At 74.1% G+C, this 23685-nt stretch carries 17 protein-coding genes and 1 pseudogene; 13 read left to right on the forward strand and 5 right to left on the reverse strand.

The window, feature by feature from the left end; translation table 11 throughout:
• Positions 1-51 precede the first annotated feature (51 nt).
• The 4 genes from kynU (at position 52) to IH09_RS20575 (ending at position 4375) form a co-directional block, all read left to right on the forward strand.
• Positions 52-1251, forward strand: coding sequence for a kynureninase (gene kynU, locus IH09_RS20560; protein ID WP_318279501.1), 1200 nt, complete (start codon positions 52-54; stop codon positions 1249-1251).
• Positions 1248-2111: an alpha/beta hydrolase gene (locus IH09_RS20565; protein WP_052858458.1), complete on the forward strand. Its 864-nt coding sequence runs from the start codon at positions 1248-1250 to the stop codon at positions 2109-2111. Before kynU ends, IH09_RS20565 begins: the two co-directional genes overlap by 4 nt.
• Before the next feature lie 228 nt (positions 2112-2339).
• Positions 2340-3722: a histidine kinase gene (locus IH09_RS20570; protein WP_052858460.1), complete on the forward strand. Its 1383-nt coding sequence runs from the start codon at positions 2340-2342 to the stop codon at positions 3720-3722.
• Positions 3719-4375, forward strand: coding sequence for a response regulator (locus IH09_RS20575; protein ID WP_052858463.1), 657 nt, complete (start codon positions 3719-3721; stop codon positions 4373-4375). The genes IH09_RS20570 and IH09_RS20575 overlap by 4 nt, the downstream gene beginning before the upstream one ends.
• A gap of 349 nt (positions 4376-4724) precedes the next feature.
• On the opposite strand, the gene IH09_RS20580 is transcribed toward IH09_RS20575, so the two are convergent.
• Together IH09_RS20580 and IH09_RS20585 are read right to left on the reverse strand one after the other, a co-directional pair.
• Positions 4725-6365 carry an ABC transporter permease gene (locus tag IH09_RS20580; protein WP_052858465.1) on the reverse strand — a complete coding sequence of 547 codons (1641 nt, stop codon included), beginning with the start codon at positions 6363-6365 and terminating at the stop codon, positions 4725-4727.
• A complete protein-coding gene (locus IH09_RS20585; RefSeq protein ID WP_052858468.1) occupies positions 6362-7339 on the reverse strand; it encodes an ABC transporter ATP-binding protein in 978 nt (325 codons plus the stop codon). Before IH09_RS20585 ends, IH09_RS20580 begins: the two co-directional genes overlap by 4 nt.
• A gap of 94 nt (positions 7340-7433) precedes the next feature.
• Here IH09_RS20585 and IH09_RS20590 point away from each other — a divergent pair.
• Positions 7434-7943, forward strand: a pseudogene (locus IH09_RS20590) (GbsR/MarR family transcriptional regulator); the annotation flags it as partial.
• Between the two features lie 224 nt (positions 7944-8167).
• Here the strand turns inward: IH09_RS20590 and IH09_RS20595 are convergent.
• Positions 8168-9208, reverse strand: coding sequence for a diacylglycerol kinase catalytic domain-containing protein (locus IH09_RS20595; RefSeq protein WP_052858470.1), 1041 nt, complete (start codon positions 9206-9208; stop codon positions 8168-8170).
• Between the two features lie 236 nt (positions 9209-9444).
• On the opposite strand from IH09_RS20595, the gene IH09_RS20600 reads away from it, so the two are divergent.
• Positions 9445-10728, forward strand: a complete 1284-nt coding sequence (locus IH09_RS20600) for an adenylosuccinate synthase (RefSeq protein ID WP_052858472.1) — start codon at positions 9445-9447, stop codon at positions 10726-10728.
• Between the two features lie 117 nt (positions 10729-10845).
• On the opposite strand, the gene IH09_RS20605 is transcribed toward IH09_RS20600, so the two are convergent.
• The gene (locus tag IH09_RS20605; RefSeq protein WP_318279502.1) at positions 10846-12645 is read right to left on the reverse strand and encodes a serine/threonine-protein kinase; all 1800 of its coding nucleotides are present in this window, start codon (positions 12643-12645) and stop codon (positions 10846-10848) included.
• Positions 12646-12997: 352 nt separating this feature from the next.
• On the opposite strand from IH09_RS20605, the gene IH09_RS20610 reads away from it, so the two are divergent.
• From IH09_RS20610 to IH09_RS20625, 4 genes are all read left to right on the forward strand, one after another.
• Positions 12998-13792 (forward strand): VTC domain-containing protein, encoded by a 795-nt coding sequence (locus tag IH09_RS20610; protein WP_052858474.1) that lies wholly within the window; start codon positions 12998-13000, stop codon positions 13790-13792.
• 210 nt (positions 13793-14002) lie between these two features.
• Positions 14003-15388, forward strand: a complete 1386-nt coding sequence (locus IH09_RS20615) for an aminotransferase class III-fold pyridoxal phosphate-dependent enzyme (protein WP_052858476.1) — start codon at positions 14003-14005, stop codon at positions 15386-15388.
• Between the two features lie 169 nt (positions 15389-15557).
• Positions 15558-16235, forward strand: coding sequence for a GntR family transcriptional regulator (locus IH09_RS20620; RefSeq protein ID WP_052858478.1), 678 nt, complete (start codon positions 15558-15560; stop codon positions 16233-16235).
• Positions 16236-16329: 94 nt separating this feature from the next.
• Entirely contained in the window at positions 16330-16980 is a 651-nt protein-coding gene (locus IH09_RS20625; RefSeq protein WP_052858480.1) for a hypothetical protein, read from the forward strand.
• 81 nt (positions 16981-17061) lie between these two features.
• On the opposite strand, the gene IH09_RS20630 is transcribed toward IH09_RS20625, so the two are convergent.
• Positions 17062-17799, reverse strand: coding sequence for an SLATT domain-containing protein (locus tag IH09_RS20630; protein ID WP_094793389.1), 738 nt, complete (start codon positions 17797-17799; stop codon positions 17062-17064).
• Between the two features lie 349 nt (positions 17800-18148).
• Here IH09_RS20630 and purD point away from each other — a divergent pair, with 349 nt between their 5' ends.
• The 3 genes from purD (at position 18149) to IH09_RS20645 (ending at position 23647) form a co-directional block, all read left to right on the forward strand.
• Positions 18149-19489 (forward strand): phosphoribosylamine--glycine ligase, encoded by a 1341-nt coding sequence (purD, locus tag IH09_RS20635; protein WP_052858485.1) that lies wholly within the window; start codon positions 18149-18151, stop codon positions 19487-19489.
• A gap of 545 nt (positions 19490-20034) precedes the next feature.
• The gene (locus IH09_RS20640; RefSeq protein WP_318279503.1) at positions 20035-21846 is read left to right on the forward strand and encodes a hypothetical protein; all 1812 of its coding nucleotides are present in this window, start codon (positions 20035-20037) and stop codon (positions 21844-21846) included.
• Positions 21847-22168: 322 nt separating this feature from the next.
• The gene (locus IH09_RS20645; protein WP_052858586.1) at positions 22169-23647 is read left to right on the forward strand and encodes a N,N-dimethylformamidase beta subunit family domain-containing protein; all 1479 of its coding nucleotides are present in this window, start codon (positions 22169-22171) and stop codon (positions 23645-23647) included.
• Positions 23648-23685: the final 38 nt, after the last annotated feature.

Genomic DNA, 23685 nt, shown 5'->3' on the forward strand with positions numbered 1-23685 from the left:
GAGACGCCCGCGACTCGCGAGAGCCAGGAGGCCGCACAAGAACCGGCCGCGGTGGCACGGGAGTTGGACGCCGCCGATCCGCTCGCCGCGATCCGTGACCGTTTCACCCTGGACGACACCGTCTACCTGGACGGCAACTCCCTCGGCGCGCTGCCCCGCACGGTGCCCGCCCGGATCGCCGACGTCATCGCTCGCGAATGGGGCGAACTGCGTATCCGGTCCTGGACCGAATCCGGCTGGTGGACGGCGCCCGAGCGGATCGGCGACAAGATCGCGCCGTTGCTCGGTGCCGCGCCCGGCCGGATCGTGGTCGGCGACTCCACCAGCGTCAACCTCTTCAAGGCCGTGGTCGGCGGCGTACGGATGGCCGGCAAGGGCTGTACGGAGATCCTCGTCGATATGACGACGTTCCCCACCGACGGCTATATCGCCCGGTCCGCGGCCCGGATGACCGGTCTCGCGGTGCGGCCCGTCGAGCCCGCGCGGATCGCCGACGAGGTCACCGAGCGGACCGCGCTCGCGCTGGTCAACCACGTCGACTACCGCACCGGCCGGCTCCACGACCTGCCCGCCATCACCGCCGCGCTGCACTCCGCGGGCGCGCTGGCCGTCTGGGACCTCTGCCACAGCGCCGGTGCGCTGCCGGTCGGACTGGACGCGCACGGCGTGGACCTCGCGGTGGGTTGCACGTACAAGTACCTCAACGGCGGCCCCGGTTCGCCCGCGTACCTCTATGTGCGCGAGAGCCTCCAGGAGCGTTTCGACTCGCCGCTGCCCGGCTGGAATTCGCATGCCGACCCGTTCGGGATGGAGGCCGCCTACGCCCCGGCCGACGGCATCGTGCGCGGCCGGGTCGGCACCCCGGACATCCTGTCGCTGCTCGCCCTGGACGCGGCGCTGGACGTCTGGGACGGCGTCACGATCGAGGACGTCCGCGCCAAGAGCCTCGCGCTGACCGATTTCTTCCTCGACCGCGTGGCCGCGTGCGCCCCGCCCGGCCGGGTCCGCCCGGTCACCCCGCAGGAGCACCGGCGGCGCGGCAGCCAGGTGTCGCTGGAGTGCGCGGGTGCCGGGGAGGTGATGGCGGAGCTGATCCGGCGCGGGGTGGTCGGCGACTTCCGCCGGCCGGACGTGCTGCGCTTCGGCTTCACCCCGCTCTACACCTCCTTCGCGGACGCGGAGCGGGCGGCGCGGGTGCTCGGCGAGGTGCTGCGGGAGCTGCCGGAACCGGTGGCCGGGACCGACGCGTGAGCGCACCGGACGAGGAGTCGGCGCTGCTGGGGCTCGCCCCGGTGGCGCCGGACCGGACGGTGGCGTACGGACCCGGTCCGGACCGGGTCATCGACCTGTACGGGCCATGGGCGGGGGCGGCGCGCGGTCCGCTCGTCGTGCTGCTGCACGGCGGATTCTGGCGCGCGGCCTATGACCGCCGCCATCTGTCGCCGCTGGCCGCGGAGCTGGCCGGGCACGGTCTGCCGGTCGCGCTCGCCGAGTACCGCAGGGCCGCCGGGGGCGCGGCGCGGATGGTCGAGGACGTGTCGGCGGCGGTGTCGGCGGCCGTGGACGAGGCGGGGGATGGGGCGGCGGACGAGGCGGGGTGCGCCGCGAGCGCCGTCCTGCTCGGGCACTCCGCGGGCGGTCATCTCGCGCTGCTCGCCGCCGCCCGCCCCGGTGTCCCGGTGGCGCGGGTCGTCGCCGTCTCACCGGTCGCCGATCTCGCCCGCGCCCATGAGCTGGGGCTGAGCGGGGGCGCGGTGGCCGAACTTGTCGGCGGCGGGCCGGGGCTGGCGGCCCGGATCGCGGCGGCCGACCCGGCGCGCCACCCGCCCGCCGGGGTGCCGGTCACGATCCTGCACGGGGGCGACGACCCGGAGGTACCGCCGGAGCTCTCCCGCCGCTACGCGGCCGCCGCGGGAGCGGTGGCAACGGCGCCGGGGGCGGTGGCAACGGCGCCGGGGGCGAGGACCGGGGCCGTGGGGGCGGCGGCCGCCGGTCACGCCCGTACGATCCTGCACGAGCTGCCCGGCGTGGGCCACTACGCCCCCGTCACCCCCGGCACCCCCGCCTGCCGCACCCTGCTCACCGAGCTGCTCGGAGGGTGGGCGGTGTGACGGTGTGAGGTGTGCGGGTGGGGTGGCGCCGTACGGCACGGCTCAATGCTCGGCTCGTACGGCTCGGCTCGGGTCGTATGTCTGGTACGGCCCGTGGCGGTCGCCTCGTGGCCATGGTCACGCGCACGGTCCGGACCGGTCCCGGGCCGCGTAGTACTTGAGGCGGATACCGGCAGATCCCCACTGCTGGGGACGCCCGGACAGCGCCCGCTGCTTACCGTAGACAGCGTGAACCAGACGACCGAGACGCAGAACCCCCTGCGCACGGAGGCCCGGATAGCCCATGGCGCGCTGCAACGGCTGCGCCAGGACCTGTTCGCCGACGCCTTCGCCTTCCGCCCGCTGATGCCGCTGGACGACGCCCGCGTGGTGGGCTGGCGCCAGCGGGTGCCGAAGCGGATCCGGCGCCATGTGCGCTGGGCCCCGCACTGCGCCGTGGCCCTCGGTGCCGGGATCATCTTTCTGCTGACCCTCAGCTCGACGATGCATTACGGCATCGGGAGCATTCGGTCCTTCGTCACCCTGGGCTTCTGCCTGCTGATCTCCGTCCCGGTCGCCCTCACCCTCTTCCGTCCGGTGGGCGCCTTCTGGGTGTCCATGGCGGGTGTCGTGCTCGGCACGCTCGGCAGTGCCGCCTTCGTCGGGATGTACGGAGGACAGTGGATCGGTGTCGCCTTCGCCACCCACCTCGTGGTGATGACCCTGGTCGTGCTGCGGACCCGGCCACGGCTCGCCCTGGAGATGTGGGTGGTCAGCTTCGGCGCCGGGGCCGCGCTGGCCGTCCTCGTCGGGATGGCCGGAAAGTCGGACATCCCGGCGATGGGGACGTTCTCCGCCCTCGTGCTGGGCGTCGCCGCCGCGATGCGGGCCTGGCGCGAGGAGCGCCGGCAGGTCGTCGAGACGAAGACCGCGACCGCGGAGGAGCGCTCCCGGCGCACGCTGCTGGAGGAGCGCGCCACCATCGCCCGCGAGCTGCACGATGTCGTCGCGCACCATATGTCCGTCATCGCCATCCAGGCGGAGGCGGCCCCGTACCGCGTCGCGGACACCCCGCCCGAGCTGGCGACGTCCTTCGCGACCATCCGGGAGAACGCCGTCGCCGCGCTCACCGAACTGCGCCGCATCCTGGGCGTGGTCCGCTCCGAGGATCCGGACGCCTTCGTGGGCAACGATCCGGAGGCCCCGCAGCCCACCCTCGCCAGCCTGGACTCGCTGCTCGACAGCGTCCGCGGCGCGGGGCTGACCGTCGAGGCGGTGGTCACCGGTGCGGTCCGGCCGCTGCCGCAGGGCGTCGAGCTGTCCGCGTACCGGATCGTGCAGGAGGCGCTGAGCAACGCGCTGCGGCACTCGCCGGGCGCCGATGCGCGGGTCGAGATCTCCTATGTGCTGGGCGGGATCGGCCTGCGGATCGTCAACGGCACCCCGAGCAGGCTCGCCAAGCCGTCCCCGGGCGCCGGCCACGGCGTCCTGGGCATGCGCGAGCGGGTGCAGATGCTGGGCGGCGAGATGACGGCCGACCACACGGCGGACGGCGGCTTCGAGGTCGCCGCGTTCCTCCCGGTGGCCAACACGGGCGCGAACGCGGCGGCCGGAGAGGGCGTCGCGGCATGATCCGGGTACTGATCGTCGACGACCAGGTGATGGTCCGGGAAGGCTTCTCGGTCCTGCTGAACGCCATGCCGGGCATAGAGGTGGTCGGCGAGGCGGTGGACGGCCGCCAGGCCGTGGAGAAGGTCGCGGTGCTGCGGCCGGACGTCGTCCTGATGGACATCCGGATGCCGGAGATGAACGGTCTGGAGGCCACCCGCGAGATCGTCGCGGCCGACGCGGACGCCAAGGTCCTCGTGCTGACCACCTTCGACCTGGACGAGTACGTCTACCAGGCGCTGCGCGCCGGTGCCAGCGGCTTCCTGCTCAAGGACGCCTCGGCCGGCCAACTGGCCGAGGGCGTACGCATCGTCGCCTCCGGTGAGGCGCTGCTCGCCCCCACCGTCACCAAGCGCCTCATCTCCGAGTTCTCCCGCCTGGGGACGCCCCGCGCACCCGCCCAGGAGCGCATCGGCGACCTGACCGAACGCGAGACGGAGGTCCTGGTCCTGGTGGCCCAGGGCCTATCCAACGGTGAGATCGCCGCACATCTCGTCGTCGCGGAATCCACCGTGAAGACCCATGTCAGCCGGATCCTGGTGAAGCTCGGCCTGCGCGACCGCACCCAGGCGGCGGTCTTCGCGTACGAGGTGCGGCTGGTCACACCGGGCGGCTGAGCTGTGCGGTCCGGTGCGGTCCGGTGCGGTCCGGTGCGGTTCCGTGCGCGCGGCCGCGTGCGGATCGTGCTTTTTATCCACTGGGTGTGGATAACGTCCGGTTGGTGGCCGGTGGCCGGTGGCCGGTGGCCGGTGGCCGGTGGCCGGTGGCCGGTGGCCGGTGGCCGGTGGCCGGTGGCCGGTGGTTGGTGACGGGGCGCGGGTCGTGGGCCGTGGGGCCGTTGGGGCGCATGCGTCCGGGCGCGGTGTGAGGCGGTACGAGGCGGTGCGAGTACGCCGCCGGAGTCCGCTACGGCTCCGGCGGCGTACGTGGCGGGGGCGGCCCGGCGGACGGCGGGGCCGCCGGGCGTCAGCCGATGTCGCGGCGGCGGAAGGCGGTCAGGCCCGCGGCCGCGAGGAGGGCCGACAGGGCGAGGAGCCAGCCGAACGGGGCCGCGGTGACCGTGGGGCCGGGGAGCTTGGGGAGATGGCTGAAGGGGGAGAGGTCCATCGCCCATTGGGGGAACTTCAGGGCGGGGCCTATCCAGCCGATCGCGAGGACGCCGCCGATGAGTGCCCAGACGGCGCCGGCCGCCCGCGGGAGCAGGCCGAAGACCAGTACGGCCAGGCTGGTGAGCGTCCAGACCGCCGGGACCTGGGCGAGGGCGGCGCCCAGCACCGGGCCGAGCTGTCCGGTGATGTCGTGGACCGTGCTGCCGTAGCCGACGGCGAGGGCCAGGCCGCCAGCCGTCATGATGACGGCCGTGCCGAGGTAGGCGATGGCCAGATGGCTGCCGGCCCAGCGCAGGCGGCCGACGGCCCCGGCCAGCACCGGTTCGGCGCGGTTGCCGGTCTCCTCGCCGCGCAGCCGGAGCACCGAACCGGCTGCGTAGATCGCCGCGACCATGCCCAGCAGGCCGGTCATCGTGGCCAGGAAGGCGTCGGTCAGGCCCTGTTGGCCGCCCATCCGCTCGAAGATCGCGCGGGTCCGCTCGTTGCCGCCGACCATGTCGGCGGCGCCCTTGGCGATACCGCCGAATATCCCGCCGGCGAAGACGAAACCGGCCGTCCAGCTGAACAGGGTGGCGCGCTGGAGCCGCCAGGCCAGACCGAAGGGGCCGCTCAGGGAGGCGGGCGCGCGGGCCGGACCCGGCCGGGCCGGCAGAAAACTCATGCCCAGGTCGCGGCGGGCCGTCAGGGCGTACGCGGCGGAGACGGCGAGCGCCGTCGCGGCCGGGAAGAGGAGCAGGACCCACCAGCGCTCACCGGCGTACGGCCGCAGATTCTGGGCCCAGCCGACCGGTGAGAGCCAGGTCGGCAGGGAGGTGGCGGTGGCGTCGGCGGCATCGCCCGCGGCGCGCAGCGCGAACGCGAGGCCGAGGACCGCGCCGGTCAGCCCCTTGGCCATCCGGGCGCTCTCGGTGAGCTGCGCGGCGATGGCGGCCAGGCCCGCGAAGAGCAGGCCGGTGGCGCCGACGGCGACGCCGAGCGCGAGCGAACCGGCCGCCGGCCGGCCGGACCCGGCCAGCCCGGCGGCGATCAGCACGGCCAGCCCGGCATCGGCGATCAGGGCGGCCAGCAGCGCCGCGGTCAGCGGTGCGCGGCGGCCCACCACCGCCGCCGAGAGCAGCTCCTGACGGCCGGTCTCCTCCTCCTCGCGGGTGTGCCGGACGACGATCAGCAGGCTCATCACCGCGGCGAGGACGGCGCCGAGACCGGCCATCCGCCAGGCGACGAGACCGCCGACGGAGTCGCTGAAGACCGGTCCGTACAGGGCGCGCAGCGAGCTGTTGGCGTTCATCGACGCGGCCAGGCCGGCGCGTTCGGCGGCCGTGCCGTAGAGGGTCTCGAAGGCGGAGCCGGTACTCGCGACGGCGAGTCCGAGGGTCAGCACCCACGCCGGGATCAGCAGGCGGTCGCGGCGCAGTGCGAGGCGCAACAGGGTGCCGGTGCCCGCCAGCGGGCGAGAGCCGCCGCGGCGGAGAGGGGCGGCCGCGGCCGCGGCGGTCATCGCGCCACCGCCGCTTCGGTGCGGACGTCGTCCTGGTAGTGCCGCAGGAAGAGCTCCTCCAGGGTGGGCGGGGTGCTGGTCAGGCTGCGGACGCCGGACTCGCCGAGCGAGCGGAGCACCGCGTCGAGCTTGTCGGTGTCGACCTGGAAGCGGACGCGGTGGCCCTGGGCCGTCAGGTCGTGGACGCCGGGCAGGCGGGCGAGGCCGTTGGGCGGGCCGGCCAGTTCGGCGCTGACGGAGGTGCGGGTGAGGTGGCGCAGCTCGCCGAGCGAACCGGACTCCACGGTCCGCCCGTTGCGGATGATGCTGACGCGGTCGCAGAGCGCCTCGACCTCGGAGAGCACATGGCTGGAGAGCAGGACCGTACGGCCGCGGTCGCGCTCCTCGGCGACGCAGGACTGGAAGACCTCCTCCATCAGCGGGTCGAGGCCGGAGGTCGGCTCGTCCAGGATGAGCAGATCGACCTCCGAGGCGAAGGCGGCGACCAGGGCGACCTTCTGCCGGTTGCCCTTGGAGTACGTCCGCCCCTTCTTGGTGGGGTCGAGTTCGAACCGCTCCAGAAGCTCGGCCCGGCGCGCGGCGTCGAGACCCGCCCGCCGTCCGCCGCCACCCGCTCCCCGGAGACGCTTCGCGCCGCCCTGGTGCAGCCGCCCGTAGAGGTCGATGACCTCGCCGCCGGAGAGGTTGCGCCACAGGGTGACGTCGCCGGGGACGTAGGCGATGCGGCGGTGCAGTTCGACGGCGTCGCGCCAGGGGTCCTCGCCCAGGAGGCGGGCGGTGCCCCGGTCGGCGCGGAGCAGGCCGAGCAGGACCCGGATGGTGGTGGACTTCCCCGCGCCGTTGGGCCCGAGGAAGCCGTGCACCTCACCGGCCTCGACCGTGAGGTCGAGACCGTCCAGCGCATGGGTCCGGCCGAACGACTTGTGGAGGCCGTCCACCCGGATCGCGGCAGAGGAGGGGTTTGCCTTCGTCATGATTTCGAAGGTACGCTAGTTTCATAAATTTGTGAAGTTAAGAAACCGTATAAAGTTGGAGCTGGTGATTCTGATCAGGGGAGATGATGCGGAGATGACCGAGCGAGGACAGCAGGACGAGCGCCGGCCGGCCGCGGGGCAGCGCGACGACGAAGCGGTTTCGCAGTTCGTCGAACAGTTCGCGGCCCAGCTGGTCGATGCCGGTATGCAGCGGATGTCCGCCCGCGTCTTCGCCTGCCTGCTGGCCTCGGAGTCCGGCGTCCTGACCTCCGCCGAGCTGAGCGAACGCCTCCAGATCAGCCCGGCCGCCGTCTCCGGCGCGATCCGCTACCTCTCCCAGGTCGGCATGATCAGCCGCGAGCGCGAGCCCGGCTCCCGGCGCGACCGCTACCGCGTGCACAGCGACCAGTGGTACGAAGCGCTGACCCACAAGGACAGCGTCCTCACCCGCTGGGAGAGCACCCTGCGCGACGGTGTGGACAGCCTCGGCGAGCGCACCCTCGCGGGCCGCCGGATCGGCGAGACGCTCGCCTTCATGGAGTTCATGCAGAAGGAGCTGGTGGTGATGCTGGACCGCTGGCGCGGCCACCGCGACCAGCTGCGCGCCGGCTTCGTCACCGACCCGGGCGCCACCACGGGTACGGGCACCGGTACCGACGCAGGTGCCGGCACCGGCACCGAGACCGCCGCAGAGGCCGACCCCGGAGCGGGCACACGAGCGGACACAGGAGCGGACACGGCGGCGGATACCGAGACCGCCCGCCGCTGAGCCCCGTACCGCCTGTCCCATACGGTCTGTCCCATACCGCCCGCCCCGCGCCCCGCCGCTCAGCCGTCGCGCGGCAGGGTCAGCCGCCAGGCCCCCGGCTGCACCGTCCAGGTACGCGTCCGGACCGGCCCGCCGACGACCGAGTCCGCCCGGTAGTGGAAGTCCGCACCGGACACCGTCACCGCGTGGGCCCGCGCCCGTACGGGCCGCTCGGCGCCGGGCCAGTGCACGACGACCTCGGCCAGCCCGGCGGCGTCCCCGTCCGCACGGCCCCCGCCGCCGTCCGGGTCACCGCCCCCGCCACCGGACGGCGGTCCGGCCATTCCGCCGTCCGCCACCGCTCCGCCCGGTGCCGCCGCGCCGCCCGCCACCGTCCCGCTCGCCGCCGCGTCGTCCCCCGCCCACCCGGCCGGCACCACCGACACCCCGCGCACCGGCCGGTCCAGGTCCGCCAGCAGCACACCGTCCGCCTCGATCCGCAGCCGCTGGACCGCCGCCCGGCCGCGCCGCCCGGTCAGCCGGCCGGCCGGTGACACCAGCAGCGCCAGCGCCGAACGGGCGGTCCGCGCGGCCGGCGCCCACCACGGCCGGGCCGGTGCGCCGTCCGGTGCGCCGCCGGTCTCGTTCACGGCGTCCACCGGATGCGCCGCACCCGGCACATACGCACCGTGCGCATGCCCCGTCGCACCGCTCCCGCACGGGATGCGCAGCCCGCCCAGCACGATGCCGTCGCTGTCGTCCGTGAGCAGATCCATCGGCCGCTCGTCGCCGTCCAGCACCGCCCGCGCGGCGGCCACCGTGTCCGTGGGGACGCCCAGCAGTCGGCTCAGCGCGACCGCGGCCGGCGCGCCCACCGGCACCATCGACACGGCCACCGCCGCCAGCTCGCGCTCCTTGTGCAGCAGTGCCACGACCCGCAGCAGCGCCCGGTCGTCACCGATCACCACCGGGCGCCGGTGACCGCGCCGGGCGAGCGCCCGCGCGAACTCCTCGGGGCCCTCCGGAAGGCAGATTTTCGCCCCCGCGCCCGCGCACAGGACATCCTTCGCGATCCGCACGGACTCCCCGTCCGTACTGCGGGCGACCGGGTCGATGACCACGAGCAGGGGATACCCCCGGACGGTGTCCGGGGGTGAGTCCCCAGAAGGCTGCGCCGACACCTCGGTCCTTCCTCAGGTAGCATCTCGGTGCAAGAGCCCCTTGCGCTATTGCGCCAGGGGCTTCGTCTATTCCGGGGCACCGGTTCAACGGCTCCAGCGATGACGTACGCGTGCAGACGCATGTTTACGCCGTCCACGCACGTTGGACATGCCCCGCCCGGAAGGGGTGTACGCCTGTGCCCGCACTTGTGCTGCTCGGTGCTCAGTGGGGTGATGAGGGCAAGGGAAAGGCCACCGATCTGCTCGGTGGGTCCGTTGACTATGTGGTGCGCTATCAGGGCGGCAACAACGCCGGCCACACGGTTGTCGTAGGCGACCAGAAGTACGCGCTGCACCTTCTCCCTTCCGGAATCCTCTCGCCGGGGTGTACCCCGGTCATCGGAAACGGCGTCGTTGTCGACCCAGCGGTCCTGCTCTCCGAGCTGAGCGGACTGAACGCGCGTGGCGTCGACACGTCCAAGCTGCTGATCAGCGGTAACGCGCACCTGATCACGCCGTACAACATCACCGTCGACAAGGTGACGGAACGCTTCCTCGGAAAGCGCAAGATCGGCACCACCGGGCGCGGTATCGGCCCGACCTACGCCGACAAGATCAACCGCACCGGCATCCGGGTCCAGGACCTCTACGACGAGTCGATCCTGATCCAGAAGGTCGAGGCGGCCCTCGACGTCAAGAACCAGCTGCTGACCAAGCTCTACAACCGCCGCGCCATCGAGGCCGGCCAGGTCGTCGAGGAGATGCTGGGCTACGCCGACCAGATCAAGGGCTACGTCGCCGACACCACCCTGCTCCTCAACAAGGCGCTGGACGAGGAGAAGGTCGTGCTCTTCGAGGGCGGGCAGGGCACCCTGCTCGACATCGACCACGGCACGTACCCCTTCGTCACGTCCTCGAACCCGACCGCGGGCGGCGCCTGCACGGGTTCGGGCGTCGGTCCCACGAAGATCAGCCGCGTCATCGGCATCCTCAAGGCGTACACCACGCGCGTCGGCGCCGGACCGTTCCCGACCGAGCTGTTCGACAAGGACGGCGAGGCGCTGCGCACCATCGGCGGCGAGCGCGGGGTCACCACCGGCCGGGACCGCCGCTGCGGCTGGTTCGACGCGGTCATCGCCCGCTACGCGACCCGGGTCAACGGCCTGACGGACTTCTTCCTCACCAAGCTCGACGTGCTCACGGGCTGGGAGCAGATCCCGGTCTGCGTCGCGTACGAGATCGACGGCAAGCGCGTCGAGGAACTGCCCTACAGCCAGACGGACTTCCACCACGCGAAGCCGGTCTACGAGATGCTGCCGGGCTGGTCCGAGGACATCACCAAGGCGAAGACCTTCGCCGACCTGCCGAAGAACGCGCAGGCGTACGTCAAGGCGCTGGAGGAGATGTCCGGCGCCCCGATCTCCGCGATCGGCGTCGGCCCCGGCCGCGACGAGACCATCGAGATCAACTCGTTCCTGTAAGGCGCGCGCCGTGGCCGGCGGACCGTGTGTCCGCCGGCCACGGCGATGTCGTATCGGGGCCGCCGCGTGGATGCGGCGGCCTTTCGCATGAGGGCGCGGCGGCGATGGCGTGCGGGATCAGCCCGTCCGGTGGTACGTCAGCGGACCCTTGCCGTCGTCGGAGGTGCGCCGCAGTGCGCCGTCCACCAGCTCCAGGGTGGACGGGGCGCCGGGCCGGCAGGTCGCGGGCGTGCCGGAGACCACGGTGGACGGCTTGAGGCGGACCGGTGGCCCGGCGGACGCCAGGGCGGCCGTGAACGCGCAGTGGTACGCGGGCCCGGTGGCCGTCATCGCCAGCACGGTGTCCCCGGGGCCGCCCTGGCTGAGCGTGAGGCGCCGGACGTCGGAGGTGCCGCTGCCGACCGTCGCCTCCCAGGTGCCGAGGTAGTCCTCGGGCAGGCGGCCGTTCCCGGACGGCGACGGCGCCGCCGCCTGCTTGCCGTGGCCGCCGGCCGACTCGCCACCGCCCGCGTCGGACTGCCCGGCCTGCGACCCGGTGCGGCCCTGCGTACTCAGTACCGCGTACGCGGCACCGGCACCGGCCACGGCCAGGACGAGGGCGTACGCGGTCATCAGCGCGGCACCGCCCCGGCGCCGGCGCGGCTTCCGGGCGGCGGGTACGGGTACGGCGCCGGGGGCGGGCTCCGGGGCAGCCGGGGGCGCGAGGGCGGGCGCGGCCGCGGTCGGCGTCGGATGCGCGCCGGGTGCTTCCGGCCCGCTCTGCCCGGTCGACTGGTTCGGGCCGGTTCCCGTGGCCGATGAGGCGGACCCGTGCGGCCGCCCCGGCTCCGCCGTCCGCTCCGGGCCGCGGTCCGCCGGGTGCGGTGCGTCCGGTCCGTCCGCGGTCCGGGGCGCCGCCGGTGGCGCGGGCCGTGCGCCGCCGCCGTCCGCACCGTACGGGGGAGTCTCCGCCGCCAGCAGTTCCACGGCGTGCCGCCCGAGCCGGGCGATCAGGGCCGCGGGCAGCCACGGCTCGTCCGCGTCCCCGGCCGCCTGCCCCGCCGCCTCCGCCCGCTCCCGCAGCTGTGCCGGTGTGGGGCGCTGCGCCGGGTCCTTGGCCAGACAGGCGGTGACCAGGTCGTACAGCCCCTCGGGCAGTCCGGTGAGGTCGGGCTCCTCCTGGGCGATGCGGTACATCACCGCGTGCGCCGCGTTGCCGGCCGTGGCGAACGGGAGCTGGCCGGTGGCCGCGTACGCGAGGACCGAGCCGAGGCAGAAGACGTCGCACGCCGGGGTGAGCGGTTCACCCCGTACCTGCTCGGGCGCCATGAAGCCCGGTGAGCCGAGCGCGGCGCCGGTGCGGGTCGTACCGGGGCCGGCCGCCGCCTCCAGCGCCCGCGCGATCCCGAAGTCGATCACCCGGGGGCCGTCGATGGTGATCAGGATGTTGGACGGTTTGAGGTCGCGGTGGATGATCCCGGCGGCGTGGATCGACTCCAGGGCGCAGGCGAGCCCGGCGGCCAGGATGCGTACCGTCCGCTCCGGCAGCGGTGTGCCGTCCCCGCCGACGACCTGCCGGAGGGAGGGGCCAGCGATGTAGCCGGTGGCGACCCAGGGCGTCCCGGCCTCGGTGTCCGCGTCCAGGACGGGCGCGATCCACTCCCCGCCGATCCGCAGCGCGGCCCGCACCTCCTGCCGGAAGCGCGCCCGGAACTCCTCCTGGCCGGCCAGCTCCTCGCGGACGAGCTTGACGGCGGCCGTCCGGCCACGGTCCGAACGGGCCAGGAAAACCTGGCCCATTCCGCCCTCGCCCAGCCGCCCGATCAGGCGGTACTCCCCGATCCGCTGCGGATCCCGGGCCCCGAGCGGGGCCGGCCCACCGGGCAGCCATACCTGCCTCGGCCGCCCCAACTGTCCTTCATGTATCGGCTGTTGCACGATCCGTCGCCCCTTCCCCCGAATTCCGCCGTGCCGGAGAGACCCGGCGCGGGCACGGGGCACGCGGGACGATGCCGGCCGTCCCGCCGGGGCCAAGTGGTCCTCGGCCGGGTCCCGTTGTGCCGTGTCGCGCTCTCTTCCGCCCCGAGGATATCCAGGGCCCCTGGCGTCCCGGCCCGGTGGTCGCCCGCGGGACGCGCACCCGGCGCCCGTACGCGGTGTCCGTGGCCCCCGGTGCGCGATGCCGGAACTTTTCGCGGGTACGGAGCGTAGAACCTTTGACACCGCACAGTGCACACCCCGGTCCGCACGATCACCCCTTCCCCCTACGCCCCCCAGCCAAGGAGACCGAGTGATTCCCGCCGTACGAGCCGTTGCCCGCGCCGCCATGGCCGCGCGCCCCGTCCCGCTCGCCGAGGTCCAGGCCCGCGCCGAGCTGCTGGCTCGCTTCGGCCACAGCTATCTCGTCCCGGTCGATGTCTTCGCCGCCTTCGCCGCCGAACTCACCGACCGGCGCAGGCCCGGCGGTCCGTTCGCCGCGCTGTGCATCAACGGCCGCCGCTGGTTCCGCTACCGCTCCGTCCACTACGACACCCCCGACCTGCGGACCTTCCACGACCACCGGGAGCGCCGCCGGCTCCGCTTCAAGATCCGCGAGCGGCTCTACGCGGACACCGGCGAGCGGCAGTTCGAGGTCAAGCTCAAGGGCCGGCACGGCGAGACGGTCAAGCACCGGCAGCCGCTGCTGCCCGGCGACGCGGCTCTCGGCCCGGCCCCGCGCGGCTTCCTCAGCTCCGTACTGCACCGCTCGTACGGCATCGAGGCCCCCACCGAGCTGGGCCGGTCCATCGAGACCTCCTACCAGCGGACCACCCTCGTCGCCGACGGGCAGCGCATCACCTGTGACGCGGGCCTGGTCTGCCGGGATCTGGAGACGGGCCGGACCATACGCGCCGACGGCGGTCTGGTGCTGGTCGAGACCAAGACCTCCGGCCGCCTGGCCGAGGCGGACCGGCTGCTGCGCGGCCACGGTCTGCGGGCCGCCGAATTCACCAAGTACTGCGGGGCGCTCTCGGCCCTGCGCCCGGATCTGACCGTCGGCCACTGGCAGCCGGCGGTCGGGACGGCCTTCCCGTCGGCGGCCTGAGGGCGGCCGTAAGACGGTTCGGCACCCGCCCGGTCCCGTACGGCGAGGGGCCGGACGGGGGCCGTACCAGGAGTCACACACACTGTCGGTGCCGCGCCGGAGGATTCACACACACTGTCGGTACCGGCGGCCGGACGGTGATCCCTAGGCTGGAGGCGTGTGCCGCCCTAGTCTCGGCGGACCCGAGCGACCCGATCCGAGGTACTGACCGTGACCACGACGCATCCCGCTTCCGCCGCCGCTGCCGCCGATCCGGCCGCCGGCGCGGCTGTGAAGGCCGCCGACCGCGCGCATGTCTTCCACTCCTGGTCCGCGCAGGGCCTGATCGACCCGCCGGCGATCGCCGGCGCCGAGGGTTCCTACTTCTGGGACTACGACGGCAACCGCTACCTCGACTTCTCCTCGCAGCTGGTCAACACCAACATCGGCCACCAGCACCCCAAGGTCGTCGCGGCCATCCAGGAGCAGGCCGCGAAGCTGTGCACCCTCGCGCCCGGCTTCGCCGTCGACGTCCGCTCCGAGGCCGCCCGGCTGATCGCCGAGCGCACCCCCGGCGACCTCGACAAGATCTTCTTCACCAACGGCGGCGCGGAGGCCGTGGAGAACGCGGTCCGTATGGCCCGGCTGCACACCGGCCGCCCCAAGGTGCTCTCCGCCTACCGCTCGTACCACGGCGCCACCGCCGCCGCGATCAACCTGACCGGTGACCCGCGCCGCTGGCCCTCCGACACCGCCTCGGCCGGTGTCGTCCACTTCTGGGGCCCGTTCCGCTACCGCTCGCCCTTCCACGCGGAGAACGAGGCCCAGGAGTGCGAGCGCGCCCTCGCCCACCTCGATCAGACCATCGCCTTCGAGGGGCCGCAGACGATCGCGGCGATCGTCCTGGAGACCGTCCCCGGCACCGCCGGGATCATGGTTCCGCCCGCCGGCTACCTCGCCGGTGTCCGCGAGATCTGCGACCGCCACGGCATCGTCTTCGTCCTCGACGAGGTCATGGCGGGCTTCGGCCGCACCGGCCGCTGGTTCGCCGCCGAGCACTTCGGCGTCACGCCCGACCTGCTGACCTTCGCCAAGGGCGTCAACTCCGGATATGTCCCGCTCGGCGGCGTCGCGATCAGCGCCGAGATCGCCGCCACCTTCGACCAGCGCCCGTACCCCGGCGGCCTGACCTACTCCGGCCACCCGCTCGCCTGCGCCTCCGCCGTCGCCACCATCAACGCGATGGCCGAGGAGCGGATCGTGGAGAACGCCGACCGGATCGGCGAGACGGTCATCGGCCCCGCGCTGCGGGAGATCGCCGGGCGCCACCCCTCGGTCGGCGAGGTCCGCGGTATGGGCGTCTTCTGGGCCGTGGAGCTGGTCAAGGACCAGGAGACCCGCGAACCGCTGGTGCCGTACAACGCCTCCGGCGCGGCCAACGCCCCGATGGGCGAGTTCGCGGCGGCCTGCAAGCGCGCCGGTCTGTGGCCGTTCGTGAACATGAACCGCACGCATGTCGTCCCGCCCTGCACGGTCACCGAGGCCGAGGCCAAGGAGGGCCTCGCCGCGCTGGACGACGCGCTGACCGCGGCGGACGCGCACACGACCGGGGCCTGACCCCGGTACCCGCACTCCGCCTGACGTACCGTCCGGCCGGCCCGTGCTTCCCCGCCTCACCCCGCTCCGCGCCCGACGTGCGGCGGGTGGCGTCGGCGACCCTCGCCTATCGTGGGCGGGGGCCGCCTCCCACCTGCGCGGTCATGAGTCGTCGAAGGGGACGCACAGGATGGCCGACGGCGGAGAGCGCGGAGTCATACGGCGCAACACCCTGCGCCAGCAGATCGCCGACGCACTGCGCGACGAAGTCCTGGCCGGCCGGCTGCCGTCCGGCCACCCCTTCACCGTGAAGGAGATCGCCGAGCAGTACGGCGTCTCCGCGACGCCGGTGCGCGAGGCGCTGCTCGACCTCTGCGCCCAGGGCCTGCTCGACGTCGAACAGCACCGCGGCTTCAAGGTGCACGCCTTCACCGCCGACGACTACCGCGCCATGGTCGAGGCCCGCGCCCTGGTCGTCGAGGGCATCTTCCGCAGCGGCGCCGGCCGGGAGCCGCGCCGGCTCCCCACCGAGATGATGGTCTCCATCCGGCGCCGCGCCGAGGAGGCGGAACGCGCCGCGCGCGCCGGTGACCTGGACGTCCTCATCGGCTACGACCTGCGCTTCTGGCGGGAGCTCGGCAGCGTCGTGGGGAACGCGTACATCAGCGACTTCCTGGACCGGATGCGCGTCCAGACCTGGATGTTCGCGGTGCCCCTGCTGCGCCGGCTGGGCGATCTCCGGGGCCATCTGTGGCACGACCACGGCGAGTTGGTCACCGCCGTCGCCCGGCACGACCTGTGCGCGGCCCAGCGGCTGGTGACCGAGTACCACGAGCACTCCCTGACCCTCGTGAGAAAGCGCTGCTAGCACTACGCTGTCCCGACCGTCGGCCGTAATGGGCCGTACCCGTAGCCGTACGTGCGCACGCGCCCCGACCCCTACCGGAAGCGAGTCCTCACCCGTGGCATGTGACCTGTGGCTGGTACCTCTCGTCGATGTGCTCTGTCAGAGCCCCGACAACCCCTTCTCCGAAGAGCTCGCCGCCTACGACCGGGCGCTGACGGGCGCGGGCCTGCCCCCGGTCCCGGTGTACAGCTATATGCCGGGTCTCTCCGGTGACGTCGCGCCGGTGGCCGGTTTCGACTACGACGCGCTGCACTTCCTGCGCCGCGCCTACCTCCTGCGGCTGTGCGGCCTGGAGGTGACGCCGGTGGACGAACTGGGCGGTGACTACGAGCAGTTGCTGGAGATGTTCGAGGCGACCGCGCAGCAGTCCCACCTGGTCTGGCACTACGACCACGCGGGCGCCTACGTCCCGGTCGACTTCCCGCACCCGCTCGGCGGCGACGAACTGCTGGCGGGCGGCGGTCCCCTGGGCTCCTCGCACGGTCTGCTGCGCGACCTCGAACTGGTTGCACCCGCCCTCGGCATAGACCCGGCCAACCCGCCGGCCGCACCCGCCCCGCCGGCCGGTCCGACCTCCCTGGAGGAGCGGACCGACGCCGTCCCCCTGGACGACGGCCCGTTCGCCCGGGAACGGCATGTCTGGCTCGGCCTGCACGCGGCCGCCACCCGGAGCCTGGGCCAAGGCTCGATGATCGTCTTCAGCTGACGGGTGTGCCGGGGGCGCCCGCCTCCGGCATTCACCCGGCGTGCGCGCCCGCGTCCGGGGCCGTAGGCGCGGCCCGAAAACTCAGCGCGGCGGCTCCGGCGGCCGCTGCCGCGGCATGTTCGGCCGCCGGCCGGGCGGCAGCAGGAACCGCCCCGGCTGCCCCGGGCCCTCCGCCCGCTGCGCCGCCCACGGCACCATCGTCTGCGTGGCGTGCGGCGCCGGCCCCGCCCGGAACTCGGCCATCCAGTCCGCCGTCTCGGACCGTACGAGCTCCGTCAGATCCTCGTGGAACCGCCGCAGCACCCCCAGACAGCGCTCCGCGGTCTCGCTCGCCGTACCGTCCGCCGGTCCGAGGACCTCGCGCACGCTCTCCGACGCCCAGTCGAACTGCAACGCCTCCAGCCGCCGCTGGATCGCCTGCGCGGTGGCCACATCCCGCATCCAGCCCGCCGTCACCCCGAAATACCGGTCGCAGCCGACACACACCGCCGCCAGCAGCAGCGCCAGATAGCCCCATGGCGCCCCGCCGCTCCAGGCCCCGGTCAGGTCCAGCAGCGGCAGCGCCCCGGCCACCGAGACCGCCGCCGCGGTGACCAGGCGCAGCGCCCGTGCGCCGCGGCGCTTCGCCACCCGGTCGCGCAGATACCAGTCGGCGGCGCGCAGCGCGCCGTCCTCGGTCCACAGGTAGAGCGCATCCAGACGGTCGGCCGGTTCCCCCCAGTCGCCGAGGGGAAAGGGCCGCCCCGTGAGGTCCTTCCGGTCCCGGCGCCCGCCCTTCTCCCGAGGGGGCCCCTCGGGCTGCATCTCCGGCTGACTCACCCGTGCACTCCTCCATACGGATACCTGCGGTGCGCGTATACGGATACGTGCGGTGTGCGCGTGACGTACGAGACGGCGGATGGCGCGCAGCCCCTTCCTACCGCCGAACGGTTGGCGTTGCCCGCAAGATCACCGCATTTCCGCCGGGAAGTGGCGCGGGATCGGGTATAAGCCCACCGGGCAGCTCACCCGAAAGAGTTGCCACCACGGCGGCCGACGGTTTCCGGCCGCTCCCGGCGCCGCCTGGTGCCCCCCGTCCCCACCCGGCCGCCGCCGGTCTCCGTACGGCCGCCACCGGGCCGTACCGCCCCCGTCCGGGCGCGGCGCCGGGGGCGACTAGGCTGCACCCGTGAAGGTCCTCGTCATCGGCGGCGGCGCCCGCGAACACGCCCTGTGCCGCTCTCTGTCCCTCGACCCCGACGTCACCGCGCTGCACTGCGCTCCCGGCAACGCCGGTATCGCCGAGGTGGCCGAACTGCACGGGGTCAACCCACTCGACGGCGCGGCCGTCGCCGAACTGGCCGCCGGTCTGCGGGCCGATCTGGTCGTCGTCGGCCCGGAGGCCCCCCTCGTGGCGGGCGTCGCGGACGCCGTACGCGACCGCGGCATCCCGGTCTTCGGCCCCTCGGCCGAGGCCGCCCGGCTGGAGGGCTCCAAGGCGTTCGCCAAGGACGTGATGGCCGCCGCGGCCGTCCCCACCGCCCGCAGCTACGTCTGCACCACCGCCGCCGAGATCGATGCCGCGCTGGATGCCTTCGGCGCCCCGTACGTCGTCAAGGACGACGGTCTGGCGGCCGGGAAGGGCGTCGTCGTCACCGAGGACATCGAGGTGGCCCGCGCACACGCCCTCGCCTGCGTCTCCCCGCCGCGCGCCGCGGCCGCCGGGACGGCGGACACCGGGGGACAGGCCGTCATCGAGGAGTTCCTCGACGGTCCCGAGGTCTCCCTCTTCGCCGTCACCGACGGCGAGACCGTCGTCCCCCTCCAGCCCGCCCAGGACTTCAAGCGCGCCTACGACGGCGACGCGGGCCCCAACACCGGCGGTATGGGCGCGTACAGCCCGCTGCCCTGGGCCGACCCGAAGCTGGTCGACGAGGTCATGGCGACCGTCCTCCAGCCCACCGTCGACGAGCTGCGCCGCCGCGGCACCCCGTTCTCCGGGCTGCTCTACGCGGGTCTGGCGATCACCTCGCGCGGTGTCCGCGTGATCGAGTTCAACGCGCGCTTCGGCGACCCGGAGACCCAGGTCGTCCTGGCCCGGCTCACCACCCCGCTGGCCGGGCTGCTGCACGCCGCGGCCACCGGCACCCTCGCCGCCCTCCCGCCGCTGCGCTGGAGCGACGGCGCGGCGGTCACCGTCGTCATCGCCTCCCACAACTACCCGGACACCCCGCGCACCGGCGATCCCATCGAGGGCCTCGCCGACGTCGCGGAGCAGGACGCCCCCGAGGCGTACGTACTGCACGCGGGCACCAAGCGGGACGCCTCCTCCGGCGCGGTGGTCAGCGCGGGCGGCCGGGTGCTGTCCGTGACGGCCACCGGCGCCGACCTCACCGCCGCCCGCCGGCGCGCCTACCGCGCCGTGGACCGGATCTCGCTGGACGGCTCCCAGCACCGCACGGACATCGCCGCCAAGGTCGCGGACGAGCCGGCGGAGCAGACCGCAGGCGAGGCGGCACCGCGGGCCTAGGGCCCGAGGCTCCCCTGGCGTTCCCACCGGCCCCGCCCGCACGTCCTGACCGGATGTACGGGCGGGGCCGCGGTACACCGGCGGGGCGGGATACGCGCAGGTGGGCGGGGCCGAACGGGGTCGTACGGGACTCTGTGGGGGCCGTGGGGCGGGCATATGCGAGGCGCATGCGCCCGTGCCGGCCGGGACGGGCGCCACGGCCGGTCGGCCCCGGCCCACAGCGGCCCGCGCGCGTCCCGTGGCTTTACCCAAAGCCATTCCATCGAGTGACCAAGCCGGTAACCGACTGACGCGAGCGGTACCCCCAACTAGGGTGCCGCGCAGGCGTTCTGCGGCCGCCGTACCGGAAACCGGCGTGGTTGCCGCAGTGGCGTCCGGCAAGTGGCTCACCGGCATTGCGATGTCAGTGGCCGGTGCCACAGTGGTGGGGGAGTGGGCAACGACCACGGCGGACGTCCGCGTCCGCCCGCACCGTCGCCGCACTCCCGCGGCTCACGTACTTCCGTCCCGTGTTCGCTCCATCCGCTCGACCAGGACAGCAGGGGGTGTACAGACTCGTGGCAGGTCCGGAAACAGGTGTCCTGGCGGCGCGTGCCCGCGCCCTCGCCGTACTGCGGATCCGCGGTGCCGCGCTGGGTGTCGCCCTGCTGCCCGCCGCCGTCGCCGTGGTGCTGCTCTTCGGCTGCGCGACCGGCCGGTTCGGTGCGGCCCCCGGCTGGGGCGTCGCGTGCTGGACGATCGGCGCGCTCGCCGTCCTCGTGCTGCTCCTGGGGGCGCTGGTCGCCGTGGTCGTCGCCCGCGCCCGCCCCGCGCTCAGCCCCTCCGTACCGGTCGCCGAGAAGTCGGCCCCCGACCTCTACCGCCTGGTACGCGATCTCGCCGACCGCCTCGACGTCCCGGTGCCGTCCGCGATAGCGCTCACCCCGGACTGCGACAGCTGGCTCGAAGACCGTACGCACCCCGCCCATGCCGCGCTGCACCGCACCCCGCACCCCGCCGACGGCGCGGGACGGCCCTCCGGGGCGCCGGTCCTCGTCATCGGCTCGCCCTTCCTGTGGTGGATGCGGGTCGCCGAGCTGCGCGCCCTGCTCGCCCCGGTCGTCGCCGGCACCGGCCCGTCCGCGCACCCCGACATAGCCGCCGCCCGCCGCTTCATCCGCGGTCTGGACGCCGCCGCCGCGGTCCCGGCCCGCCCCCGGGGGCCGCTGCGGGCCCTGCCGCTCCGCTTCACCGGCCGGATCGCGCGACTGCTGCTGCGCGCCTGCCGCGACCACGCCACGCTCATGGAGCGGGGCGTCGCGGCCGCCGCCTCCGAGCGCGCCAGGACCGTCGACTACGGTCTGCGGATCGTCGCCCAGGAGCAGGTCGGCCTCGCGTACGCGGGCTGGGACCGGCTGCTGACCCGGGTCGCGCTGCCAGCCTGGCGGATGGGCCGCTGGCCCTCCCGGCTGGACGCCGGCGTGGTCTCGGCGCTCACCGAACTCTCCCGCCGCGACCGCCTCGCCGAGGGCTTCGCCTCCCGCCTGGGCGAGCGGCCCGCCTGCGATCTCCTGGAGGAGCCCGGCACCTTCGACCGCGCCGCCTCGCTGCTGGCCGCCCGCCTCTTCCACGGCGGCCCCGCCGAGGCGGGCCCCGACTGGTCACCGGTCGGCTGGCACCAGTACCCCCAGGAGGTCGTGGACCGCAAGTGGCGCCTGGAGGCCGCCCGCCTGCACCGCGTCCTCGACGACCTCCCCGTCGCACCGCCCCCGGACGCCCCCGCTCCCGGCGCCGCCGCCCCGTCCCTCTCCTACGCCCGCACGGCGGCCCGTACGCCCGTGGTCGGCGCGCCCCTGGACGCCCGGCCCGCCGGCCGCGCCTCTGCCCCGGGTGCGACGCCTCCGGGGCCGACGCTCGCCCGCGTCCTCGACCGGCTGGCCCACGACGACCGCACCGGTGACCTCGTGGCCGCCCGGCTCGGGGCCGAGGTCGAGCGCGAGGAGCGTGCGGAGCGCGCGGCAGCGGCCCGTTCGACCGGCCGCGGCGGCTCCGTGTCGGACGCCGCCGCGGGCGTGGCCTGGGGCGACGGCCTGGCCGAGGGGGGCCTCCCGCTCTTCCCGCTGCGGCCGCCCCGTACGGCCCGTGAGCTGCTCGCCGACCACGTCACGGCCATGGTCTGCTGCGCCGCTGTCGACACCGCGGGCGCGGCCCCCGGCCTGGACTGGCTGGACGGCCCGGCGCTGCTGGTGGACGGCGCCCGCCGGTCCGACCTCGGCAGCCCGGTGCTCAGCCTGGTCGACGACGGTGACGCCGAACCGCTCCGCGGCTGGCTGACCACCGTCGGGGTACGCCCGGAAAAGCCGGTCCGGCTCGGCTGACCAGCACGCGCGCGGGCGCACCGCGCGCGCCGTGCCCGCCCTGCTCGCGCCGCTCCCGCGCACCCCGGAGCGCGCCGCCGGCCGGCACCCCCTCGCCCCATCGGCTGAATGTTCCCCTCCAGTTCGTGTTTCGGGGCCCAGAGGCTCTAAATTCACGACGAAGGGTGACGAAGTGAGTGCGTAATGTGATGTGCTGGGGGCGGCCGCGTTCGTCCAGCCGGACCAACGGACCCCGTCCCGCGCCGCGGCGACGGCCCCGCGGGCGGGCGAACGGAAACACCGGTCCGCCGTGGCCACGCGGGACGCGGGAGGGGAGTGGAAGGTGGGGACGGAAGAGATCAGGCGCTGGGAGTCGGGCGCGCTCGCCCACGCGGTCACGGACCCGTTCGGGCAGGGCCCGCTGCCCTGGCTGCGCGGCAGCGAGAACTACTTCGAGTCCGGCCAGGTGGTGCCCTGGTACGTGGACCCCGCCGTCGCTCAGGGCGATCTGCGCGTCCCGCCACCCCGTAAGCACAACGGCCCGCGCACCGCCGACGACGTCCGCCGGCAGATCAAGGGCTTCGCCAGCACCGGCGCGGTGGCCCCCGGCGAAGCCATCGACTTCCGCGTCTCGGTCGACCCGCCCCAGCCGTTCAGCATCGACGTCTACCGCATCGGCCACTACGGTGGCGCCGGCGCCTCCAAGATCACCACGAGCCCGCGCCTCGCCGGTATCGTCCAGCCGGCCCCGCTCACCGTCGACCGCACGGTCTCCTGCCACCACTGGTGGCTGTCCTGGCGCCTCCAGGTCCCCGAGTACTGGAATCTCGGCGCGTACGTCGCCGTGCTCACCACCGCCGACGGCTACCGCAGCCACATCCCCTTCACGGTCCGCGACGACCACCCCGCCGACCTCCTCCTGCTGCTGCCCGACATCACCTGGCAGGCGTACAACCTCTACCCGGAGGACGGCCACACCGGCGCCAGCCTCTACCACGCCTGGGACGAGAAGGGCGCGCTCCTCGGCGAGCAGGACGCCGCCACCACGGTCTCCTTCGACCGCCCCTACGCCGGCGCCGGGCTCCCCCTCCACGTCGGCCACGCCTACGACTTCATCCGCTGGGCCGAGCGCTACGGCTACGACCTCGCCTACGCCGACGCCCGCGATCTGCACGCCGGCCGCGTCGATCCGACCCGCTACCGCGGTCTGGTCTTCCCCGGCCACGACGAGTACTGGTCGGTGCCGATGCGCAGCACCGTCGAACGCGCCCGCGACAGCGGCACGTCCCTCGTCTTCCTCTCCGCCAACACCATGTACTGGCAGATCGAGCTCTCCCCGTCACCCTCCGGGCCGGACTCCCTGCTCAGCTGCCGCAAACGCCAGGGCCCGGGACGACCCGCTCTGTGGCGCGAGGCCGGCGACCCCGAACAGCGCCTGATGGGCGTCCAGTACGCGGGCCGGGTGCCCGAACCCGCCCCGCTCGTCGTCCGCAACGCCGGCCACTGGCTGTGGGAGGCCACCGGCGCCCACGAGGGCGACGAACTCCCCGGCCTGGTCGCCGGTGAGGCCGACCGCTACTTCCCGCGCATCAGCCTCCCCGACCACACCCACCGCATCCTGCTCGCCCACTCCCCGTACCGCGACACCGAGGGCAACCGCCGCCACCAGGAGACCTCGCTCTACCGCGCCCCCAGCGGCGCCCTGGTCTTCTCCTCGGGCACCTTCGCCTGGTCCCCGTCCCTCGACCGCCCCGGCCATGTCGACCAACGCGTCCAGCGCGCCACCGCCAACCTCCTCGACCGCATTTGCAAACGCGACTGAGGGGCGCGTGGGTCCCCGTTGCCGCATGCGTCCGCGGC

This window comes from Streptomyces celluloflavus (genome assembly GCA_000720995.1).
In the GTDB taxonomy this organism is placed as follows: domain Bacteria; phylum Actinomycetota; class Actinomycetes; order Streptomycetales; family Streptomycetaceae; genus Streptomyces; species Streptomyces celluloflavus.

Bases quoted from the DNA above. Each gene is read 5' to 3' on its own strand.
- IH09_RS20575 (WP_052858463.1), top strand. From the start codon at position 3,719: ATGATCCGGGTACTGATCGTCGACGACCAGGTGATGGTCCGGGAAGGC.
- IH09_RS20620 (WP_052858478.1), top strand. From the start codon at position 15,558: ATGGCCGACGGCGGAGAGCGCGGAGTCATACGGCGCAACACCCTGCGC.
- IH09_RS20585 (WP_052858468.1), bottom strand. From the start codon at position 7,339: ATGACGAAGGCAAACCCCTCCTCTGCCGCGATCCGGGTGGACGGCCTC.
- IH09_RS20580 (WP_052858465.1), bottom strand. From the start codon at position 6,365: ATGACCGCCGCGGCCGCGGCCGCCCCTCTCCGCCGCGGCGGCTCTCGC.